Source organism: Arthrobacter sp. NPDC093128 (assembly GCF_040683875.1).
GTDB lineage: Bacteria > Actinomycetota > Actinomycetes > Actinomycetales > Micrococcaceae > Arthrobacter.
Genome location: NZ_JBFBEY010000030.1, coordinates 1 through 20,537 on the forward strand (window position 1 = coordinate 1; position 20,537 = coordinate 20,537).

The window sequence follows — 20,537 nt, forward strand, 5'->3', positions numbered from 1 at the left end:
GATACCGCAACAAACCCACAGCAGCATCCGCACCGTCCCACGCTGGCATCAACCACAAAACCAACCCGCTGTCACAAACAGCTTGATATATACCGAATCCGAGCCAGTCCTGCCGATGTACGACCCGATCCGGCGCCCCAACTGTGCACATTGTGCACAGGGCGGTTTCAAACCATCGTCGCAACAGGTTCGAATTGAAGGTAACAGAATCCCTGATTAGTCTTCGAAGGCGCCGCCGGCGTGCGTCACACGAACACGGGTTCACCGAATGCCGCCTCAACCTCAGACGTTTCTCGAGCGCCGGAGAGTGTGCCGTATAGAGCCTTGACAGGCCGAGCCGGACAGACTGACGGATGTGCCCGGCCGTCGGCAGTCTCGAGTCCGGGGCACCCACCTGCACGTGGTCCGCAATCCAAGCACCGGCGCTAATCGTCGATTTCTGACACCAGTTCGGCCAGGCGGCGCAACTGTGAGCTGAGGTACTCACGCTCGTCCCGGGTGAAGCGTGAGAGTGTTGCCGCCTGCCTGCCGTGCAACTGATCACGGAGATTGGTGAGCAATTCGCGCCCCTCATCGGTGAGGCGGATGATGACAACACGGTCATCGGCGGTCGAGCGCCGCCGGTCGACCAAGTGCCGCGTCTCCAGTTGTTTGAGCATGCGCGTCGCAGTCGGCACGCTGACGGCTGCCGCGGCGGCGAGGCGGCCGACGGGGACACCGTCGTCCTCGACGAGGGGCTCGAGGAGCGTGATCTGCGCTGCGGACAGGTCCTGGCCGAACTGGCCTGCCGTCATCGCCCGCGATCGGCGCATCGCGAAGAAAAGCTCGTCGGCGGCCGCTGCGAAGTCACGCACCTCCGCCCACGACGCAGCTGGGACGGTCTCGATTGGTTGGCTTGCATCAGTCATGCGACAAGTCTACTGTAATAACTAGCAAGCTAATAAGTAGCAAGCTAAATATTAGGAGCCTAGACATGTCTAGAATCGATCGTATCGACGTCCACCAGCACATCGTCCCTCCCCTGTGGGCCCAAGCCCTCGCCGACCGCAACATGACGTCCGGAGGGTGGGAGACTCCTGCCTGGGGCGGGTCGCACGCTATTGCGATGATGGACAGGCAGGGGATTGCCACCGGCATCCTCTCGGTGACATCCCCCGGTACCGTTCTGGGCGGCGGGAAGGAAGGCGCCGGTCTCGCCCGCGCTGTGAACGAATTTGCGGCTGAGCTGCAGCGCATGCACCCGGACCGCATCGGCTCGTTCGCCAGCCTGCCTCTCCCCGATGTCGACGCCGCGATCGCCGAGGCGATCTACTCGCTCGACGTACTCCACGCAGACGGTGTCGTCGTGATGTCCAACGTTGGGGGTAAGTACCTCGGCGACCCTGATTACGAGCCCCTCTGGGCCGAACTGGATCGTCGCGGAGCAACAGTGTTCGTGCATCCGGCGCAGCCCCCGATGACGCTGTTGGAAGGAACTCCAGCGCCGATGGCCGACTACGTTTTCGACACCACACGAACGGCATTGAACATGGTGTTGAACGGTGTAATGGGCCGGTACACGAACATGAAGGTCATCCTTTCGCATGGCGGCGGATTCCTTCCGTTCGCCGCATACCGGTTCTCAGGCCTCAAAACAATGCTTGACCCGAGCGCCAGCCCCGAGAGCGTCATGGTAGATCTGAAGCGCTTCTACTTCGACACGGCTCTCGCCGCCAGTCCCAGCGCCCTGCCCTCCCTGCTCGCCTTTGCCGAACCCGGGCACGTCCTCTACGGCAGTGATTGGCCGTTCGCCAACGAGACAGCCGGCACGTATTTCAACGGCTTCCTGGAGGAGTACGAGGGGTTTACTGACGGACAGGCCTTCGCCATCGAGCGCGGCAGCGCAGAGGTACTCTTCCCCAGGCTCGCCCGCGCCTCAGACGGCCCGAAACGGTGAATTGACCGGCGGCAGGCCGCCAGAGAAGGGGACCACGCCGGGCCCGGTCCAGCCCGACAAGGTCCCGGATATCCAGGGTATGCACTGTAGTTGCCGATCGTGTCGGGAAGGGAGAGGAATCATGCAGGCCCTCATCCCTTCCTGATATTGATGGCGACGGTATTCCGGGAAGCTGTGTTGTTTGGCGGTCTGTATTTGTGGACATCGCATCTCCTACGGATCGATCACAGCTGCGCAGGTGTGGGAAACAGGGCTTCTGCAGCGCGACGTTCTCATCGTTTGTCTGGCCCCGGCAATGGGTGGGCTCTGAACGTTGGGGGTTTTCCGAGCCTACGTTAGATGAGTTCCGGCTGGTGGAAGCTGTGGTCCTGAAGGATGCGGGAGTCCACGCGCCAGATGTCGAGCCCGTCACTGCGGTGAATCATCACCCGGCCCATACCGCCTGTCAGGCAGATCCAGATAATGGTGCCGTCTGGAGTGAGGTCATCGACCCAGCCCGCGGCCGTGATCCGGGCCCCGCGGCGCAATTCGACGAACTCCTCACGCCAGAGGTACTTCCATTGCGTCATCCGGAGAGGCTGGATTCTCCTGGGCGGCTGTGTGCGGACATATTTCCGATTGGCGTGCGGGGGCTTTGCGCGGGTCGCCTCTCGTGCTGTTACACGAAGCGTGTTGTCTTGTTTCATCCGCTCTTCCTTTTGGTTCGCGCGGGTAGCTGCCATTGTGACGGGACGGGCAGGGGCTACGGCATCAGCGGGCATGGTCACGGAGGACCGATGGGGTCGGTAGGGGGTCGGCGGGTTAGGCCGAGGCAGGTGCGTGGGTGCCGGTCATGAGGGCTGCGAGGTCGTCCGGTTCCAGGAACGACGGCGGCGGGGGCGGTCCCCAGCTGAAGAGACCCTGGGCCCCGTGGAAAGTCTCCGGGGTCCAGATTTCGTCTTCGGGGATGCAGTCCATGTCGGAGTAGTACTCCGAGAAGTTCCCGGCCGGGTCTTTGAGGTACCAGAAGAAATTGGATCCTGCGTGGTGGCGTCCGAGGCCCCAGATGTGGCGTTCGGGGTTGTTCTCCAGCATCGCTTTCGCTCCGCGTCCGACGTCGTCGATGTCATCGACCTGCCAGGACGTGTGGTGCAGGAAATTTACGGGGGCAGCCAGGGCCAGGACGTTGTGGTGGTCGACAGAGCAACGCATGAACGCGCCCTTGTCGCCGACGTAGTCGCTGACTTTAAACCCGATACCTTCCGTGAAGAACTTCATGGTCGCGGCCAGGTCAACCGTGCCGATCACTGTGTGGCCCAGTTTGCGGGGTTTGATGCGGGTTTCGCGTACGACGCCGGGTGCCCGGCCTAAGCGGTCTGTCCGGCCTGGTCCGTTGTAGGGCGTCGCGGGGGTTTTCTCCTGGGCAACGCGGGGCGCGACGTGGATGCGGGCGGTGAAGCCGGAGATGGGTTCCTGGGCGAGGAGTTCGGAGCCGTTGTGGCTGATCGGAACGCCGAGTCGGTTCATCTGGGCGGTGACTTTGGCGACGTCGTCGTCGTTGTCCACGCCGATGCCGAGTTCCACGAGGCGCCGGGTCGGTGCGTGGACGATTTTCAGTTGCTCGCCGCCGTCGCGGGTTCCGAACGAGTTGTTGCCCAGCGGGTCCAGGCCGAATTCCTCGTAGTAGGCGGCGGTTTCGGCGACGTTGGGAACGCCCATCACCACTCGGGTCAGACGGTGCAAAGACATGGGATTACTCCTTTGTATCCATGGATAACGCTAAACGCTGTTCGGGGCACGGGTCCTGCTGCCCGGCTAAGTGCCGGGCAGCAGGGATGGTTCACGAGCCGGCAGGGACGAAGGTTTGGGTGATTTCGCCGATGCCTTCGATGCGGGAGGCGAGTGTTTCGCCGGGCTGGATGAAACGCTGCGGGGTCCGGCCGAGGCCCACGCCGGAAGGGGTACCGGTGAAGATGATGTCGCCGGGAAGCAGCGTGACCGTCTGGGAAAGGCCTTGGATCAGGGCAGGAACGGAGAAGATCAGTTCGCTGGTGCGTCCCTTCTGGACCTCTTCACCGTCGAGGCTGCAGCCGAGTTCCAAATCGTCCGGGTTGCTGAACTCTCCGGGGCTGACAAGCCACGGCCCGACCGGGGCGAAGCCGGGGAACGATTTGCCTAGGCCGAACTGCGGTGCCGGGCCGCGGAGCTGGGAGACGCGTTCGGAAAGGTCCTGCCCGATCGACAGGCCGGCCACGTACTCCCAGGCATCGGCAGCGGAGACGTTTGAGGCTTCCTTGCCGATGATCGCCACGAGCTCCACCTCCCAGTCCGTGTTTCCTCCCTCGGGCAGTTCCACCGTGGTGTCGGGCCCGCTGAGGGAGCTGACGAACTTGGTGAAGACCGGGGGCAGCTGGTCCGGTTCCTCGAACCCTGACTCCTTGGCGTGTGCACTGTAGTTCAGCCCAATGGCAAAAATCTGGCGCGGAGCCGGGGACGGGGACCCAAGTAGGGAACGGTCAATGGCCACGTCGGCTTCCAGGACGGACGCGCCCACCGCCCAGGCGGTGAACGCTTCCCATTCGGTGTAAAGCGAGGACAGATCCGGACCGAAACGGCCCGCACTGGCGGTGTGGACGTCAACGCCGGCCGCATCGGAGGTCAGCAGGACTGCCCGGCTGTTGTGGTTTGCAATACGCAAAATAACTCCTTGAAAGTAAATGGTGTCGGCTCGGTGTGCCCCAACCGGTCAGGACCCGAGGGTCACAGCAGTTCCGTTGCCAGCACTTGGCTGAGCGCGGACTTGAGAACGGCTTGGGCGTCCTCCGCGCCGTCGACGGACCGGAATGCCACGTACCTGTCCGGCCGGATCAGGACCGCACCGGTCGGTGAAATGTCGCGGTGCTTAAGCCAGGCGGCGCGTACATCGACGTAATCGCTGTCCAGGACGCCCACGGTTGCGGCCTTGATGGGCAGGTTGTGTTCGGCGGCTATCTTGTTTGCGGCCTCGACCCAGTCGTCGCCGTCCTCACCGGCTATGAGGAGGAAATGTCCGCCGTGGACCAGGGTTCCCAGCGGAATCCGTTCGCCTTCGCGTTCCACGAAGGCATGGGGCATCGGGTGGCCGGGTTTGGTGCTCGGCTCGTAGAGGCGTACCGGGTCCAGCGGGACGTACTCGGGGCTGCCGTCATCGACGATGGCCGTGGAGTCATAGGTGTAGCCGAACTCCACGTTGTGGTGGCGGAATTCCATGGTCTGCGAACCGATGGCCTTGTTCAGGGCGTGCCGCTTGTCGTGGGATTCGGGCAGCTCCTCCCACAGCGGGCGGACCTCAGCCCAGTTCTGTGCCGGCGAGTTTTCAGGCGACAGGTTCAGGGCCTTGTCAATGACGAAGTGGTTCATCGCGTTGGCCACGGCGTTGTTGATGTTGTTCTGGTCCACCGGCTTGCGCTCTGCCTCGTAGGTGTCCAGCAGCGAGTCGCCGGCCTGTCCGCGCAGCACGGCCGCTACCTTCCAGCACAGGTTGTAGGCGTCGTGCACGGCGGAGTTCAGGCCCAGACCGCCTGTCGGGGGGTGCCGGTGCGCCGCGTCGCCCATGAAGAAGACGGAGCCTTCGCGGAACTTGTCAGAGATAACACCCTCCATGACCCACTGGCTGATGCTGTTGATCTGGGGGTCGAAGTCGGGGACGCCCAAGGTGGCCTTGAGGCGGTCCAGGACCTTCTCCTGCTGCATGGCCTCGGGGTCGTCCGTGGCGTACTGCATGTGCATGATCCATTCCTCGGACGCGGGACCCCAGTTATCCGGCCCCATGGGAACGAGCACCCCGCTGGACCAGGAACCGCCAAAGTCGGGGTTGACCAGCCAGCGGATGAGGACTTCATCATCCTTGAGGTAAGCAGAGAGGTCTGCGGTGAAGTGCACGGTGACCATCCGCATCAGATCACGCGGCCCGGACATGCCGACGCCCAGGATCTTGCCGACCGTCCGTCCGCCGTCGGCCGCGAAAAGGTACTTTGCGCGGACCGTGAAGTCGGTGCCGTCGTCCTTATTGTGGACGGTGGCAACAACACCTTCATCATCCTGGACGAGTCCGGTGAGTTCGTGGTTGAAGCGGACGTTGCCCGGGTTCAGTGACTCGGCGTGTGCCCGCAGGACCGGTTCGAGGCGGATCTGCGGGAGGTTGCAGGTGCGGCGGGGGCTGGCTGCTACATAGTCGGGGTCGGTGTAGCCGCCGCCCCAGACCTCAAGGCGTCCCAGCTCACGGCCGTAGCCATCGTGGTCGCCGGTGATTCCCGCATACCAGCCTGTGGCCTTCATGTTCTTTGCAGGCGTGCTGCGCTTGTAGATCTCCGGGGCGACGCCGACCTCCGTGAAGATCTCCATGGTGCGCTGGTTCAGCACGTGTGCCTTGGGCAGGATCGAAGTATTGGGGAACGCCGTCACCAGAAGCGACTCGATACCGAGGTTCGACAGCGTCATCGAAGCGGTGAGGCCTGCGCCGCCGCCGCCAACGATGAGGACAGGAACTTGTACATCCGTCATGGAATCTCCTTAGGGCAGATACTGCGGGATATGGCCGTCGTCCTCGTGCTGGTGGCTACGTTGCCATCCAAGGTTTGAGGGGCCCGATCTAGGGGTGATCTGCAACACACTCTTTCAGCCATTCGTCGATTTAGCAAGAAAATATCGATTTTATTTAAATCCGACGTTTTTCTACCCCGGGTCGGGTACAGTGTTGCCATGACCGTCACCGAGCCCAAGACCCACTCCGAAGGGGTCTATGCATCCCTGCGCGCGGAACTGCTCGGCGGAACCTTCCTGCCAGGCAGCAAACTCAGGCTGGCTGGCCTGGGAACCCGCTATGGTGTGAGCCTTTCCGTTGTCCGCGAGGCGATGACCCGACTGGCAGGAGAGGGCCTGGTACGGGCGCAGCCGCAACGCGGCTTCTGCGTGACCCCGCTGTCCGTCGACGACCTCCTCGATCTCACGCGCGCCCGTGTGCTGATCGAGACCGCAGTGTTTCGGGAATCCATCGGCCAGGGAGACCTCGAGTGGGAATCCGCCGTGATCGCTGCCCATCACACCCTGCAACGGACGCCGTACACAACCCGCGAAGGGCATCTGGGCGGAGACTGGTCAGTAGCCCACCATGCGTTCCACCGTGCGCTGCTCACGGGCGCCAAGAGTCCCAGGCTCGAGTCCATTGCCACGGAACTGCGGGACTGTTCTTTGCTGTACCAGCACTGGTCCATTGACATTGCCCACGACCTGGACCGCGACGTCGCCGCCGAGCACAGGAACATCGCCGAACTCGCCGTCGCCCGTGACGCCGAAGGCGCCGTCAAGGCACTGACAGAACACATTGAACGGACCACATCCGCTCTCCTGGCCTATGCGGAATCGAATACAGAAGCAGGGCGCGCCGTCTCCGCGTGATCGGCTGAGTGCGTGGACGTGGGTTGTCCTCATGACAGATGAGGACCCAGTCGATGATCAACATATGGTCTTCTGACTCGGAAGAGTCCGGGGAGGAAGTCGTCCGCCTGATCGTCGTCGACCACCCCGAGCTGGATGCCGGCTACAGGGTCCCGGAAGCGGCGGAAGGTCTGGAGATCGACTTCATGGAAGTCGCCGACGGGCACCGCCGCCGGGGATTCGGCACCCAGGCCATAGAAATGCTGCGCCGGCAGCATTCCGGCAGGACTGTGTTCGCCAGGCCGCCTGAAAGTGAGGACGCGTTCTGGCAGTCCCCGGGCTGGGAACATGTACGCCACGCCCAGGACGGGGACTATCCCCCGCTGTTCCTCAAGCGCTGACCAAGACCCACGGCCGCCGGTTGGGGTGCCGTGTCCGGGTTGTGCCCACTGGGGCCAGGTGGAGCCCTCCGCACAGCTCAGCCCCGGGCGGTTTCTCACCAACGTCGCAACAGTCAGATTTTTGACCCTAGCATGCTGAATTCCGTGAAGTAGATCGTTCACCTGAGGAAGTTCAAGGCGGATATAAGAAGTGGTGGGTTCATGAGGTCCATAATCTTAGCGATGAGCCGATTTACAGGGTTCAACACCACGAAGTCAGCCATCGGGGCACCCGCGTACCGATGCACCTGCGCTTCCGGGAAGTGTTACTACCGGGCGAGAGTTTCGCCATCCAAGAGGCGCGGTACCCTTCCAAGAGCCGTCGCGAGATTCAGTTCTTAGATAACTCCGGTCGGCCGTGGATTCGAACACTTAGAGGAGACCTGAAGGAGCTACGCCGTTTAGCGGAGTGGTGGCGTGAAGCCGTTCCGTTCAGGCTGAGTTATCGAGCCTATGAACGGACAGAACAAAAAATTCTTCGAGCAGCAACCCTAGTTCCGACATCAGGAGGGCCGGGCGTTCGATCAGCGAAAATGATTCGTTAAAACCTGGAGATGTTCCGTAGCGGCTTCGCTCTACACCAAAGGGCGAAGCCATGCCGCAGCCGGAGCAGCGCACCGGAATCACCGTTTCGAATGCTGGTCGCCGGGCTTCGTTCGTGCACGCTGAGTCATACACATTGAAATAGGAACGGGAGCCGTCGACCGATCCTCGTCGTGCAATCCCCGCTATAGCGGTTCCCGCCGGCCGGACCTAACCTAAGGCATGAACGATCCGGGAAAGAATGGAGATCCTCCTTCCAAATGGAAGTGGCTGCTGCGTCCGGTCCTTCTAATTTGCTTCTTGGCAGTGACGGCATGGAGTCTCATCTCTAACCCTCCGCACCTCGAATTCTGGCCCACCGTTGCCTTCCTTACGGTCATTGCCCTGGGCATAGCAATACCCGTGGGCATTGAAAAGAAGCGCGACCGAGGAAAGCTCGAAGGCCCTGTGGCCGGTGGATCAGGGCCTCCGGCACTGGAATAGCTGCCGGGCCCACGTACAGGAAGTCTTGAACGCCTGCCAAACGAATTTGTAGCGTGAGTTCCAGCTGCTTCGCCGTCCGTTAGCCGTTCCGTGGTTCGGGTCAATCTTTGTCTTCAGGCTCTCGCGGTGTGATGACGGCATCAAGGATCTTCTGCAGGGAAGCCGGAGCTGCTGCTACCTCGATATCCGCTTTTTCGGTGGTGAGCGTGATCGGTCGAAAGCCCAGTTCACCTATGTATTTCGCATCTTCGCGGCCAAGTTTTCGGAGTTCATGGCTGTCAGCCAAGACAGTGAACGAAGTGGCTCGTCCGGACGGCTCCAGGGTGTCGTAAACAGCGGGCTGAAACTCAATCTTCCCAGGGGCAAGGGTCGCGATCCCCCGATTCCAGATTCCGCTAAGCGAACCGGGCAGTGAGTGCGGATACCGTATGTAGGCCAAAACTTGTCCATGCGCCTCGAGCTGGGATGCCGTTCTACGCAGCCGCCGTGAGGTGAAATACCAGGAAAACCCAAGGACGACCACCCAGAAAAGTGAACTGAAGAAGGCATCTTCCAGCGTTCGTCCAAAAATCGATAACGCCGCAATCCCGACTGCCCATACGACCAGGAGTGCCCACGCTTGGAACGCGTTGGGGTGCTCGCTGATCCAGCGTCTCATGCAGGCAATAGTAGACCCAGCTTCTCAGGCATACCGGGCGCAGAATCAGCAGTGGTAACTGCCACACACATGTGGGCTAAGAGATTTCGGCATGGGCCACGGAGTCGAACCCTTCGATGCCATCTCCCCGTCAAATCGCCCCGGTCAGGGTTGCAATCCTCCGGACCGCCCATTCGTGACCAGCTTGGACGATAAGTGCTGACGAGGCTGTTATCCGCCCGCTCAGGGTTTAGTCTCTGCGGGCTCTAGCTGCATGCACGAGGCGCAGCGTGAAGTAGGTGATAGGTGATGGCTGCCACGCTCACGATTGCCAAGATCCACGTACCGGCTATGCCGAGCGCTGGGCCACTGGTGCAGGTGCTCCTAGCGCCAGGCTCGATTGTGTAGTCGATACACTCGCCTCGTGGTACCCGAAAAACCTAACGTTCAGGATGATCACGAGCAGGATCGCGACGGCCCAGGGCCATCGCGGTGATCGGAATCGCGGCGTTACCTCCATGCAGTCACCCTACCGATGGGGCTACCTAATATCTGCCCCGTGAAGGTTCGGTTCGGCTCATGGGCTGCTCATTTCTTATGACGTTGCTGTCAGGAGGGTGCTTTGGCTGTCTCGGTGTCTGGAATCTGTGCACTCGGTCAGCCCTCATTGGGGGCTGAGTCGACGATTCGGTAGTCAATGGCGGTGTGGCCGACCACTTCATTCGAGCCGAAGCCGAAGGCCGCGTAGGTCATGATGGTTCGTTCGCCGATGACCAGCCCGGTATCGGGGTCGATGATCATTTCTGCCCGTTGGCCGGCGCGTAGGGGTTCTGTCCGTCCGATCGCTATGCCGACTTTGCCGTCGAAGTTGGCTTGCTCGCCGGCGGTGACACCGGGGATCAGGGCCAGTGCCTCGTAGAGGCCTGCGCGCAGGTCAGCAGGTATGAGTCCCATCCTCAGGATGTCGGTGATGCGGACGAAGTCGTTCTCATCCCGTGAGGCTGATCCTCCCTGGTATTGGGAGTTGAAGTGGTCGTACAGGGCCTGCCCGTCACGCGGCAGAGCGTCCAGCTCATCGTCGGTCATCAGGGTCCAGGGGCCGCCATAGAAGTATCCGTCCTTTGCGCGGGTGACCTCTATTTCCATGGGCACCGGGTGCGCGTCGCCCCAGTCGCGCTCGAGTACCCAGTCCTCCTCGGGGTTTCCCGGAACGTAAACGTCGATTGTCTGGACGTTCATGGTGTTTGTCATGTTTCCCGCTTGATCGACTCCGGAAACACGCCATTTGGCGTGCGTGTGGACCAGCAGGTATTGGCCCGGGGCTGGTACGGGGTCTACAAACGTCATGGACTGCTCCGCGACTGCCCGCAGCACACCTGCCGCGTGCGCGCTTTGCGCCGTGATGCCTATCTGACCCGCAGCCAGCGCACCGACGGTTACGGCCGCTGCCGTGAGCAAGACTCGTCGGGTTGGGCGGGGGCGGGGCGGGGTGCCGGGTTTCTGCGAGACCAGGGAATCATTGTTCTGGCGGTTTCGGAGGCCGTGGCGGTGCGCGTCCTTCCCGGGCCTGTACCTGACGGGATCCTCTGCGCCGGCAAGGGTTGGCAGCTCCACGAGCTGCCGGCGCAGAGCTTCACGCCTATCGGCCTGGAACTGGGATTTATTCATGATGTTCTCCGTCCAAGAATTGCCTGAGCGTCAGGCTCTTGTTCATGCACAACCTGGCTGTACAGGGTCCCGAGCCGGGATTTCGCCCGGTGCAGGCGTGATTTCACGGTTCCGTCCGCGATTCCGAGGGCAGCACCTGCCTCTTTGGCTCCCAGGCCCTCGATGATGCACAAGGTCAGTACATCGCGCTCTTGTGGCTTTAGTTGCGTGAAAGCTTGCCGGAGGGCAGAGGTTTTGAAACTGGCCTCGTCGGCTTCGGCAACGTCCTCGGCGATGTCGGCCGCATCCGCGGGCGGCGGGAGCTGGCCAAGGAAGTGCCTGTAGCGGCGTTGCTGGCGAACGTGATTGCGAAGGGTGTTGTTCGTGGTGACCAAAAGCCAAGGCAGTATCGAGTCATTCACCATTCGGACATTGGCCCGCCGGCGCCACGCCTCGTAGAAGACGACGGCGGTAACATCCTCAGCCACGTGGGGCAGACTCAGCACTTTCAAGGCGTGGCGCCAGACCCGGTCATGGTGGCGGTCGAAAAGCACCCCGAAGGCGTCCCCGTCGCCGTTAATAACCCGGCACCACAACACCTCGTCCGAGACACCTGATTCTTCGCCCATACCTCATAGTGTCCGGTCACCCCCACCGGTTCCATGATTCAGAGGACGAATTTCCGCCAAGGTGCCCCGGGGGCCGCTCGGCAACAACCCTGAACTGGGCAACTGCCCGATGAGGATACCTTGCCCTCGATCCTCGCCGTAAGAGAACTTTTCGGCCCAACGCATCGGACAGGCATGACTGGCCCCGGGAGAAGAGCCCGGATCCCACACACCTTCACCCTGTCGACGGATCCTTCACCGGCCACTGGTACGCCAAGAGAGGTGCCCGCCGACAGGAACGTCCCGACGATCTAAGCCGCAAAGTCATGTCGCCTGAAACAGAGAACTGCATGAAGGAGTGAAGGCAGAGCCAGGATGCGGAGATCACAATGCAGGTCGAAAACCGCCTGCAGACAGGGTGTGCACAATGTGCACACCCCCTTTGTCGGACAAACACGCGATGAGCGGAGGCTGCCTGATTTCGCAGGAAGAAGCTATCCGAGGAAGATCCTGGAAGAGGCTCCGGCTTGGTCAGGTCGTCACCACAACTCCTGACCATGAACAAGTGAAGGCCAACAACTGGCACCGGAACAGCAAAAAAAGGACGACACATAACCCTAGATCCCAGCGGGCGGAAGGCTCACAGGCCAGTAACCTGACCCGCCGCCCACACAACCGAATAGGCGAACGCGGCGCCAGGCACAGACCGCGGACAGCGTCAGAGGGACCCGCGGAAGGACAATGTCCACACATTAAAGCAAAAACCCCTCTGACGAGGGGTTATGCGTGCCCGAGGTGGGACTCGAACTGCATTCCCACCCCTGCAAACACTCGGCTCCCGCAGAAACATGCGGAATCCGACCCGATCCGACCCCGGTACGACCCAGTCCGGAGCCTGAAGTGTGGACATTGTCCACACTCCGTTTTCCGCATCCGATGTATCTCGCTACCCTCACCCATCGTTCTGGACCAAGCGCCGCTGTTCGACAAGAATCGCCGCGCTCCGACGGCGGCACGGTGCCGCCGTCGCACTTCGCGAGTGGCTGGCTTAGTCGACTTTGGAAAGCCGGTACAGAACCACCTGATCGGAGTGAATTCTGGGCGACGCGACACCCACATTTTCCAGCGAACTGCCTGCGAACACAGCGCCCGGGAAACTCACGTCGTCCTGGACGGTTGCCCGCAGCGACGTCCGTTCAATGTGCACTCCGGCTGACGTCGGCTGGCCCCACCATTCCGGCGGGACCAGTCCGGATGGTGTGGGCCCGGTAAAGACTGGTGCCACTTGGTACCTCGCCTCAGCGTCGAGCCCCCGGAAGCGGAGGCGCGCGGCTGGGTCCGGGTAGAGGCTGTCCAGGGCCGCTTGCGCGAAGATCGCTTCGGAGCGATCCGGACTGACGACGCCGTGCACGAGCACTTTGGAATCGGGGCCGTCCATGCGGATCACGTCCCCGGTGAGCAGCAGGCCGCGTTCTTGTTTGTAGAAGCAGATCCACCGGCGCAGGCTGTCGATTTCCTTGTCGGTGGCGATGGTGAGGTCCCATTCGACACCGACGTGCCCAAAGACGGCGGTGCCTGCGCGGAACGTTAGGTCGTGTTGGCGACCAGTGGTGTGGGAACGGCCTGATGCAATGTGTGATCCCAGGTATTCGGGCGGCAGCAGTTGCGTGGTCCAGCGGAGCATTGTTTGCCGATCGTGGGGGTCGATGTTGTCCGACACCCATACCCTGTCCGTGTGCTCCAGAACGCCGAGGTCCACGCGGGCTCCGCCGGAAGAGCATGACTCAATTTCCAGCCCTGGATGCTCCGAACGGATTTCCTCAAGCAGCGCATAGAACGCCAGCGTCTGCCGGTGCACACCTGGACGTCCACCCTCCAGCTGGTTTCCGGCCTCGATGAGGTCCCGGTTGTGGTCCCATTTGATGTAGTCCAGCTTGTATTTTGGGCCAGGAGCGCGAGGATCTGCTTCTTGACGTGCTCGTACGCCTCGGGTATGCCGAGGTTGAGGACCTGCTGGCTGCGCGATTCAACGGGCCAGTCAGAGCGGGCAGCCATGATCCATTCCGGATGGTCGCGGGCCACATCGCTGGCCGGGTTGACCATCTCGGGTTCGAACCACAGCCCGAACTGCATCCCCAGTTCGTGGACGCGGTCCACCAGCGGGTGTAGCCCGGCTGGCCACACATCCGGAGAGACAACCCAGTCCCCCAACCCTGAGGTGTCGTCGCGTCGCGAACCGAACCAGCCGTCGTCGAGCACGTAGCGCTCAACGCCGGCGGCAGCGGCACGTTCCGCCAAGTCGATGAGTTTTTCTTCTTCGTGGTCGAAGTAGACGGCTTCCCACACGTTCAGAGTGACGGGGCGATCGGCGGAGACCGGAGAAATCCGGCTCCGCACATGGGCATGGAAACGCCTGGCGACGGCGTCAAGGCCCGTCCCGTAGGAGGCGTAGACCCAGGGGCTCCGATAGGTATCACCGAGGCCCAGCCGGACTTCGCCGGGAAGAAGCAGTTCTCCGCCGCCGAGCAGCTGATCGCCGAAAAAGCGTTCCGCGAAATGGTGGTGGTTTCCGCTCCATGCCGTGTGGACGGCCCAGACCTCGCCGCTGCCGAATCCGAATCCAGGAGTTCCAGCGTGCAGAATGAAGGCGCTGTCAGAGCCGGTCCGGCCCTTTCGGTTCTCACGGAGGTGCGTCCCTGTGCGCAGGGTTCCGCGCTGCGGAACCCGTTCAAAGTTGTGACTTCCCGCGAAATCGAGCAATTCCGTTGCCTCAGCAGGAATCGGGAAGGCCAAGGAGACATCGTCGACCGCGTACGTCTTTTCGTGCAGGTTGGTCAGTTTCGCCCGGCTGCGCATCAGCCCGCCGGGAAGCAGTTCCAATGTCAGGTCAAGGCGCAGCCGTTGTGCATCGTCGATTGCGCTGACCAGCACTCGACCTGCTCCGGCGGATGCGAACCCGGTGACTGGTGCGCCATTTAGGGCCACAGTGTGGACCCGGAATTTCGGTGACCACCCAATGCCGTCGAAGGACCCACGTAGTCCTGGGCGCCCCATCCAGCCCGAGTCCTGTCCAGGCAAGAGGCCAGGCCGGGGTGGCACGTCGATGGTGCTGGAACCCGTGACGGGAGTACTGGCTCCCACCATTGTCCTGGCTTCTTCGGCAGTCAGCACGGGCAGTTGCTCTCCCCAGTGCACAATTGCCGGCAATTGCCCGTTCGTGGCGTCGAGTATGACCGACACTCCACCAGCTGTCAGGTGCAGGGTCGCCCCTGGGTTGTCGGTCGGCATGGAAGTCCTCATGAGTTCTTGGGTGATGGAGCGGTGGTCAGGTTGTCGCTTGCGGGATCCCAGTGGACCGGCACGGGGTCGGACACCAAGCCGTCGAACGTGCCATCGCTGTTGGCGTCATGGCAGGCCATCATGAGCCATTGGCCGGACCTGTCCTGGACGAGTTTTCCGCTATAGAGCGGTGCCGTTGTGACTACCGCGGCGGATGCGACGTCGAAGGGACCACTGAGATGGTGAGTTTCGAGGCTCCAGATGCCGCCGCCGTCGAACCCTGCGGCTTTCCCCGCGGAAAGCGTATCCACGCCGCACGAGAACAATAGGAGGGTCCTGCCGTCCAGCACTACGGTTTGGGGAACCTCGAGGTGCCCGAATCCGGCGCCTGGCTTACTGAGGGGTGGCCTGACTTCCCAGGATGAGAGGTCGGGTGAGACTGCGTGGCCGATGACGCCGCGGTTGTCGTCCTCACCCTCATTCGCGCGGGCGGTGATCAGCATGTGCCAGCCATCGCCGTCCGGATCGGCGAAGACCCACGGGTCCCGCCATGCTTCTTCCGGCCAACTGCTATCACCGTATCGTTCGTACCAGCGCCGGTCAGGTTCAAGCACGACGGCGGGTTGCTTGGTCCAGGTGTAAAGGTCCGGGGACGTCGCAACACCGATGGCCTCGATGTTGTGGGTGTCATAAAAGCGGGCGCCGGTGTAGAACATCCGCCACACCCCGTCCGGGCCCTGGACCACGCTGCCCGTCCAGGTAGAGGTTGCGTCGAACGCCTCCGGATCGTCAGGCTGCAGGACCACGCCTTGGGGTTCCCACGTGATGAGGTCCTGTGAGGTGGCGTGGCCGATACGGGCATTGCGGTGCCGCAGAGCCGGGTCACCCAGGCTCTTGGGGGCGTGGAGGTAGTACATGTGGAACGTGTCGCCATCGTCGGCTATCCAGAAGTCCCACACCCATGAGTCTTTGAGGCTGAAGGCCAAAGTAATGCACCTATTCTTTTCGTTTTGAGCCGGTTGAGTCGACGCAGAGCGTCAGCCCTTGATAGCGGAGCTGCTGATACTGGCGACGAACCAGCGCTGGAAGATCAGGAAGACCGCCAGGACCGGGACGATAAACATCGTGCCGAAGGCAAGCACCTGGCCCCATTCGGGAGGCTGCTGGTTCTGGAAGATGCTGATCGCCAGCGGCAGTGGCCGGACGGTTGGGTCTGAGACCATCAGGACTGGCCACAGGTACGACCCCCACTGAGCCAGGAAGGTCAGGATGGCCACTGTGGCGAATGCCGGCTTGGTGATGGGGACTATGACTTGGAAGAACATCCTGAACGGCCCGGCCCCATCCAGCCTCGCAGCCTCTTCGATTTCGCCTGGGACGTCCAGGAAGAACGTGTAGAAGAGGAAGATCGAGAACGCGTTGGCTATGAACGGGATCGCCTGGATGGCGACAGTGTCCCGCTGCCCCGAAAACATGTAGTACAAGGGAAGAGCGACGGCTTCGAACGGGATGATCGTCAGGATGATCACCAGCAGGAACAGCACCTTCTTGCCGCGCCATTTCATCCTCGCGAACGAGTAGGCCGCCATGGAATTCACGAGCAGGCTGCCGGCAACCACGGCTGTGGTGACGATGATCGATACCAGGGCGAACTGGCCAAAGTGGCCGGTGGCATCTGAACTGAGGTGGTCGAAAACGCCGGCGTAGTTGTCGAAGGACAGGTTGGTTGGGACGAAGCCGCTCAGGCCGCTCAGAACCTCCGAGGATGGCCGGAAGCTGCCAACAATCAGGTAGTAGACGGGCAGGAAGAAGAACAGCGCGACAACGGTCAGGATCAGGTAATGGAGTGCTGTTTGCCAGCGACGGGTACGTTTCATGCTGCTGGATCGCCGGGTCGGTTCCATGGTCTTGGACATCGTCATCAGACCCCTCCTCGCTGGCGCACGGCGGCCCGTTGGATGATTGCGATCACGGTGATGATCAGCATGAAAATGACAGTCATGGCAGCGGCCTGGCCCACGTTGTTGTTGTCGAACCCTGTGTTGATGATTTGCGTCATGACGGTTTCGGTGGAACCACGGTCAACGCTGCCGGAGCGGCTCAGCAGGTAGACCTGGTCGAACAGCCTGAACGAAAAGATGGTCGTTATGAGCGCAACGAAGATCAGGGTGTTCCGGATGCCGGGAACAGTGACGTTGATGAACTGCTGCCATTTGTTGGCCCGGTCCAGCGCTGCGGCTTCGTAAAGTTCGGTGGGAACGCTCTGCAGGGCGGCCAGGACAATGATCATTTGGAAACTCACGCTTTGCCAGATCGACATAACAATGATGGAACCAAGTGCCGTGGACGGACTGCCGAGCCAGTCGTGGCTGGACAAAGCGCCCCCGCTGAAGAGCCCCAGGATGGCGTTCAGGAGACCTTCGTCTCCGCGGGAGTAGATAAGCCGCCAGATCACCGCGGTAAGGGCCAGCGGGAAGACCAAGGGCATGAAGATGAACGTCCTGAAAACCACCATCCCGCGCAGCTTGCGGTTTACCAGTACAGCCAGGCCCAAGGCCAGAACCGTTTGTACGGGAACAACACTGAGGGCGAAGGTGAAGTTGTTCAGCAGTGCCTGGCCGAAGGCTGCGGACAGGTCAGGATCGGTGAACAGGCGTGTGTACTGTTCAAAACCTATGAACCGTGCGGGCCGTGGGCTGTTGAGCTGCACCCGGTAGAAGGACAGTACGACTGCGAGCACGAACGGTGCCACCAGGAAGATGGCAAGGCCGATCAGTGCCGGGCTGGCGAACAGCGGGCCCGCGAACCGGTGGCCGGTAAGAATGGCCGATGACTGTCGCTTGGCCGGGGCCACTGCGGGGGCCGGGATCTTTTGCGTTTGAGTGGTCATGATGAAGGCTTTCGCTGGGAGCGAGTCCGGCGGTCCGTGCCGCCCCTCACTGGGGTGGCACGGACTGCTGCGGAGGTCTATTTCTTGTATCCGTCGTTGTCGGCGAAGTTCTGGTCGATGGCGCGGGCTGCGGCGCTCAGGGCTTCCTTGGCGTCTTTGCCTGAGTAGATGGCGGCCTCTGCTTTGCCGACCTGATCCGTCACGATGGGGTAACCGGCGGTCACGGGCCGTGTGACGCTGACACACGTCTCGGTGATCTGTTCTTCGGGTCCGCACGCCTTGCTCAGCTGGTCGCCAAGCAGCTGCAACTGCTTGCCGGGGCCGTAAAGGTTTGAAACTGACAGTGCCGTTTTGGTCGCCGGCGGGGCCCCATTTGCGTCGGTGTAGATTCGTACGCTTTCGTCGGACATCAGGAAGTCCAGGAACTTCCCGGACGCGGTGCCGTTCTTGGTGGTGGCGCCCATGCCCCATGCGAAGGTACCGGAGGCAGTTTTGGTTCCTTTCCCGAAGTTGGGCAAGGGAATGGACACCAAATCGCTGCCAAGGGCTTTGTAGGTCGGGTAGGTCCAGTGCCCCACCCAGCTCAGCGCAACCCGGCCGTTCGGGAATGCCAGGCCGTCAGCGTTCGGATCGGTGTACTTCTTCCAGGACGCGAGCGTCGTCAGTGACTTGACGTTGGCCTCGGAGTCCAAAGCTCCGGACGCCTTGTTGTCCTTGAGCATCGTGCCACCACCGGACCAGATGACCGGCCCGGCAGAACAACACGTTCCCCACTCTCCAGCGAAGCCGTACTGTTCGGACAGGTCCAGCGGTTTCCCCCCTGGGACGACGGCCACGAGTTTATCCAGGACCCCGGTGAACTCCTCAGCCGTCCAGGCTTCTTCCGGTGTGGTCGGATACTCGACACCCGCAGAATCCAGGAGTTTCTTGTTGCCCCATAGGGCCAGGCCTGCGTTCATCATGCCCACGCCATACACGGCGTCGTCCACAGTGTTCTGCGCCTTGATGGAGTCCGTTTGGTTGGACAGCGTTTCCTCGGAGACGGAGTCCTTCAGGGGTGCCATCTTGCCGTTGTAGACGAAGCTGGCCAGCGTGGGTCCATCGAAGTCGAGCACATCCGGCAGGTCGCCGGGGGCCGCCGAGTTGACTGCTTTAGTGTACTGGTCCGAGGGGAAAAGTTTGAGGTTCACTTTGATCTTGTTCTGGGACGTTTCGAAGTTGGAGATGATCTTCTTCAACGCGTCATTCTCGGCTGCCTGACCGTCTACGGCCCAGACGTTTATGGTGCCTTCGCCGGAACCTGCCTGGACGGAAGAGCCGGCGTTGCCGGTGTCCGGTCCGCCGCAGCCGGTCAGTGATAGGGCTGCTACGGAAACGGCAGCTGCGGCCGCAATGATCCCTGCCGTGCGACGGGACTTTGGAATGGTCATCATCATTGATTCCTCTTGGAAATGTGGAACTTTTGGAAGCGTTTCGATGCCTGGATATCGTCAGGCGGGGGGCGTGAGGAGGGTCACTTCTCAACGGCACAATGCGAGTCTACGCGGGTAGACTCGTTCGTGCAAGAGTTGAGTTAGGCGCTAGAAATCAGAGCAATTATGCGCATCGACGGGACTCCACCCGGGTAGACTGAGTTCAACAATGAGGTGAAAGGTGTTCTCGATGGCAAGTGTGCAGACACAGGCGGGTTCCGGGAAAGTCACGCGAACTGACGTCGCCCGCTACGCAGGCGTCAGTACCGCCGTCGTCAGTTATGTGATCAACGGCGGCCCCAAGCCGGTTGCGGCGGCAACAGCAGAGCGCGTGCGGGAAGCCATCAAGGTGCTTCAGTACCAGCCGAACGCAACTGCCCGCGCCCTGACCATGGGCTCCGCCCGGCTTCTGGGGATCATCGTCCCGGACAGCACCAACCCGTACTTCGCCGAGCTGACGGACACTATCGCACAGGCGGCGGCCACCCGCGGTTATGCCCTCCTGACTGCGAACTCCCGCACCGACGCGGAGACCGAGCGGCAAAACACAGTCAATCTCGTATCCCGGCAGGTTGACGCGATCATCCTCGCGACAGTTCTGTCACCCAGTGAAGTCGCCGCCATGCAGGTCCAAGGCATTCGCCGTGTGCTTATCGACCAGTCCAGCATCGTGCACGGCATACCCATCATCAGTACGGACTTTGAACAGGGCGCCGCCCTGGGCGTCCAGCACCTGATCGGACACGGGCATCGGGATATCGGCATATTGGTGGGTAGGGACATTGACCCTTCACGCGCAGACCCGCGACACAATGGCTGGAAGAAGGCCCTCCACGAGGCAGGCCTACCTGAGGGGCCGGCCGAACTCACCGACTTCACACGTCAGGGCGGGTACGAAGCGACCCGCCGGATGTTGGCGTTGCCTAAGCCGCCGACAGCGATCTTCGCCAGCTCCGACCTGCTGGCGGTGGGCGCTCTTCGCGCCATTCACGAAGCCAACCTGTCCATACCGGATGATATTGCCGTTGTTTCGTTCGATGGAACATCTGAATCGGAATTCAGTTGGCCCCAGCTGACCACAGTGCGTCAGCCGATCGATCGGATCGCAGAGAGGGTTCTTGCGGCAGCCCTGTCACCGGAAGAGCCGGTTGGCGGGATCGAGCTCCTCACCACCGATCTCATCGTTCGCAAGTCTTGTGGTTGTTGAC

17 protein-coding genes and 1 pseudogene are annotated in these 20,537 nt (G+C 61.7%); 4 read left to right on the forward strand and 14 right to left on the reverse strand.

Going from position 1 to position 20,537, the window contains the following annotated elements; genetic code table 11:
* Window positions 1-425: 425 nt before the first annotated feature.
* Window positions 426-908: a MarR family transcriptional regulator gene (locus AB0N24_RS24140; RefSeq protein WP_364130120.1), complete on the reverse strand. Its 483-nt coding sequence runs from the start codon at window positions 906-908 to the stop codon at window positions 426-428.
* A 65-nt stretch (window positions 909-973) separates the two neighbouring features.
* Here AB0N24_RS24140 and AB0N24_RS24145 point away from each other — a divergent pair, with 65 nt between their 5' ends.
* Window positions 974-1,936, forward strand: coding sequence for an amidohydrolase family protein (locus tag AB0N24_RS24145; RefSeq protein WP_364130122.1), 963 nt, complete (start codon window positions 974-976; stop codon window positions 1,934-1,936).
* Between the two features lie 335 nt (window positions 1,937-2,271).
* On the opposite strand, the gene AB0N24_RS24150 is transcribed toward AB0N24_RS24145, so the two are convergent.
* The 4 genes from AB0N24_RS24150 to AB0N24_RS24165 all read right to left on the reverse strand — a co-directional run bounded on the left by AB0N24_RS24150 (window position 2,272) and on the right by AB0N24_RS24165 (window position 6,457).
* Entirely contained in the window at window positions 2,272-2,505 is a 234-nt protein-coding gene (locus AB0N24_RS24150) for a hypothetical protein (RefSeq protein ID WP_364130125.1), read from the reverse strand.
* A 232-nt stretch (window positions 2,506-2,737) separates the two neighbouring features.
* On the reverse strand, window positions 2,738-3,664 hold the full coding sequence (locus AB0N24_RS24155) for a VOC family protein (protein WP_364130128.1): 927 nt from the start codon (window positions 3,662-3,664) through the stop codon (window positions 2,738-2,740).
* Window positions 3,665-3,755: 91 nt separating this feature from the next.
* Entirely contained in the window at window positions 3,756-4,613 is an 858-nt protein-coding gene (locus AB0N24_RS24160; protein WP_364130130.1) for a fumarylacetoacetate hydrolase family protein, read from the reverse strand.
* Between the two features lie 62 nt (window positions 4,614-4,675).
* Window positions 4,676-6,457 carry an FAD-dependent monooxygenase gene (locus tag AB0N24_RS24165; RefSeq protein WP_364130132.1) on the reverse strand — a complete coding sequence of 594 codons (1,782 nt, stop codon included), beginning with the start codon at window positions 6,455-6,457 and terminating at the stop codon, window positions 4,676-4,678.
* 198 nt (window positions 6,458-6,655) lie between these two features.
* Between AB0N24_RS24165 and AB0N24_RS24170 the strand changes: the two genes are divergently transcribed.
* Both AB0N24_RS24170 and AB0N24_RS24175 read left to right on the forward strand, forming a co-directional pair.
* Entirely contained in the window at window positions 6,656-7,351 is a 696-nt protein-coding gene (locus tag AB0N24_RS24170; RefSeq protein ID WP_364130134.1) for a GntR family transcriptional regulator, read from the forward strand.
* 53 nt (window positions 7,352-7,404) lie between these two features.
* On the forward strand, window positions 7,405-7,731 hold the full coding sequence (locus AB0N24_RS24175) for a hypothetical protein (protein WP_364130136.1): 327 nt from the start codon (window positions 7,405-7,407) through the stop codon (window positions 7,729-7,731).
* 1,165 nt (window positions 7,732-8,896) lie between these two features.
* On the opposite strand, the gene AB0N24_RS24180 is transcribed toward AB0N24_RS24175, so the two are convergent.
* The 9 genes and pseudogenes from AB0N24_RS24180 to AB0N24_RS24220 all read right to left on the reverse strand — a co-directional run bounded on the left by AB0N24_RS24180 (window position 8,897) and on the right by AB0N24_RS24220 (window position 19,290).
* The gene (locus tag AB0N24_RS24180; protein ID WP_364130139.1) at window positions 8,897-9,454 is read right to left on the reverse strand and encodes a hypothetical protein; all 558 of its coding nucleotides are present in this window, start codon (window positions 9,452-9,454) and stop codon (window positions 8,897-8,899) included.
* A 636-nt stretch (window positions 9,455-10,090) separates the two neighbouring features.
* Window positions 10,091-11,101 (reverse strand): CU044_5270 family protein, encoded by a 1,011-nt coding sequence (locus AB0N24_RS24185; RefSeq protein WP_364130142.1) that lies wholly within the window; start codon window positions 11,099-11,101, stop codon window positions 10,091-10,093.
* A complete protein-coding gene (locus AB0N24_RS24190) occupies window positions 11,098-11,709 on the reverse strand; it encodes a sigma-70 family RNA polymerase sigma factor (RefSeq protein ID WP_364130145.1) in 612 nt (203 codons plus the stop codon). Before AB0N24_RS24190 ends, AB0N24_RS24185 begins: the two co-directional genes overlap by 4 nt.
* Window positions 11,710-12,736: 1,027 nt before the next feature.
* Window positions 12,737-13,714 carry an alpha-galactosidase gene (locus AB0N24_RS24195; protein ID WP_364130229.1) on the reverse strand — a complete coding sequence of 326 codons (978 nt, stop codon included), beginning with the start codon at window positions 13,712-13,714 and terminating at the stop codon, window positions 12,737-12,739.
* Window positions 13,687-14,988, reverse strand: a pseudogene (locus AB0N24_RS24200) (alpha-galactosidase); the annotation flags it as partial. The gene AB0N24_RS24195 and the pseudogene AB0N24_RS24200, both read right to left, overlap by 28 nt.
* Window positions 14,985-15,953: a glycosyl hydrolase family 32 gene (locus tag AB0N24_RS24205; RefSeq protein ID WP_364130147.1), complete on the reverse strand. Its 969-nt coding sequence runs from the start codon at window positions 15,951-15,953 to the stop codon at window positions 14,985-14,987. The gene AB0N24_RS24205 and the pseudogene AB0N24_RS24200, both read right to left, overlap by 4 nt.
* Window positions 15,954-16,004: 51 nt before the next feature.
* Entirely contained in the window at window positions 16,005-16,889 is an 885-nt protein-coding gene (locus AB0N24_RS24210) for a carbohydrate ABC transporter permease (RefSeq protein ID WP_364130150.1), read from the reverse strand.
* Window positions 16,889-17,857 carry a sugar ABC transporter permease gene (locus tag AB0N24_RS24215; RefSeq protein WP_364130153.1) on the reverse strand — a complete coding sequence of 323 codons (969 nt, stop codon included), beginning with the start codon at window positions 17,855-17,857 and terminating at the stop codon, window positions 16,889-16,891. The genes AB0N24_RS24210 and AB0N24_RS24215 overlap by 1 nt, the downstream gene beginning before the upstream one ends.
* 77 nt (window positions 17,858-17,934) lie before the next feature.
* A complete protein-coding gene (locus AB0N24_RS24220) occupies window positions 17,935-19,290 on the reverse strand; it encodes a sugar ABC transporter substrate-binding protein (protein ID WP_364130155.1) in 1,356 nt (451 codons plus the stop codon).
* A gap of 229 nt (window positions 19,291-19,519) precedes the next feature.
* Here AB0N24_RS24220 and AB0N24_RS24225 point away from each other — a divergent pair, with 229 nt between their 5' ends.
* Complete coding sequence (locus tag AB0N24_RS24225) at window positions 19,520-20,536, forward strand: LacI family DNA-binding transcriptional regulator (RefSeq protein WP_364130157.1); 1,017 nt, start codon at window positions 19,520-19,522, stop codon at window positions 20,534-20,536.
* Window position 20,537 lies beyond the last annotated feature (1 nt).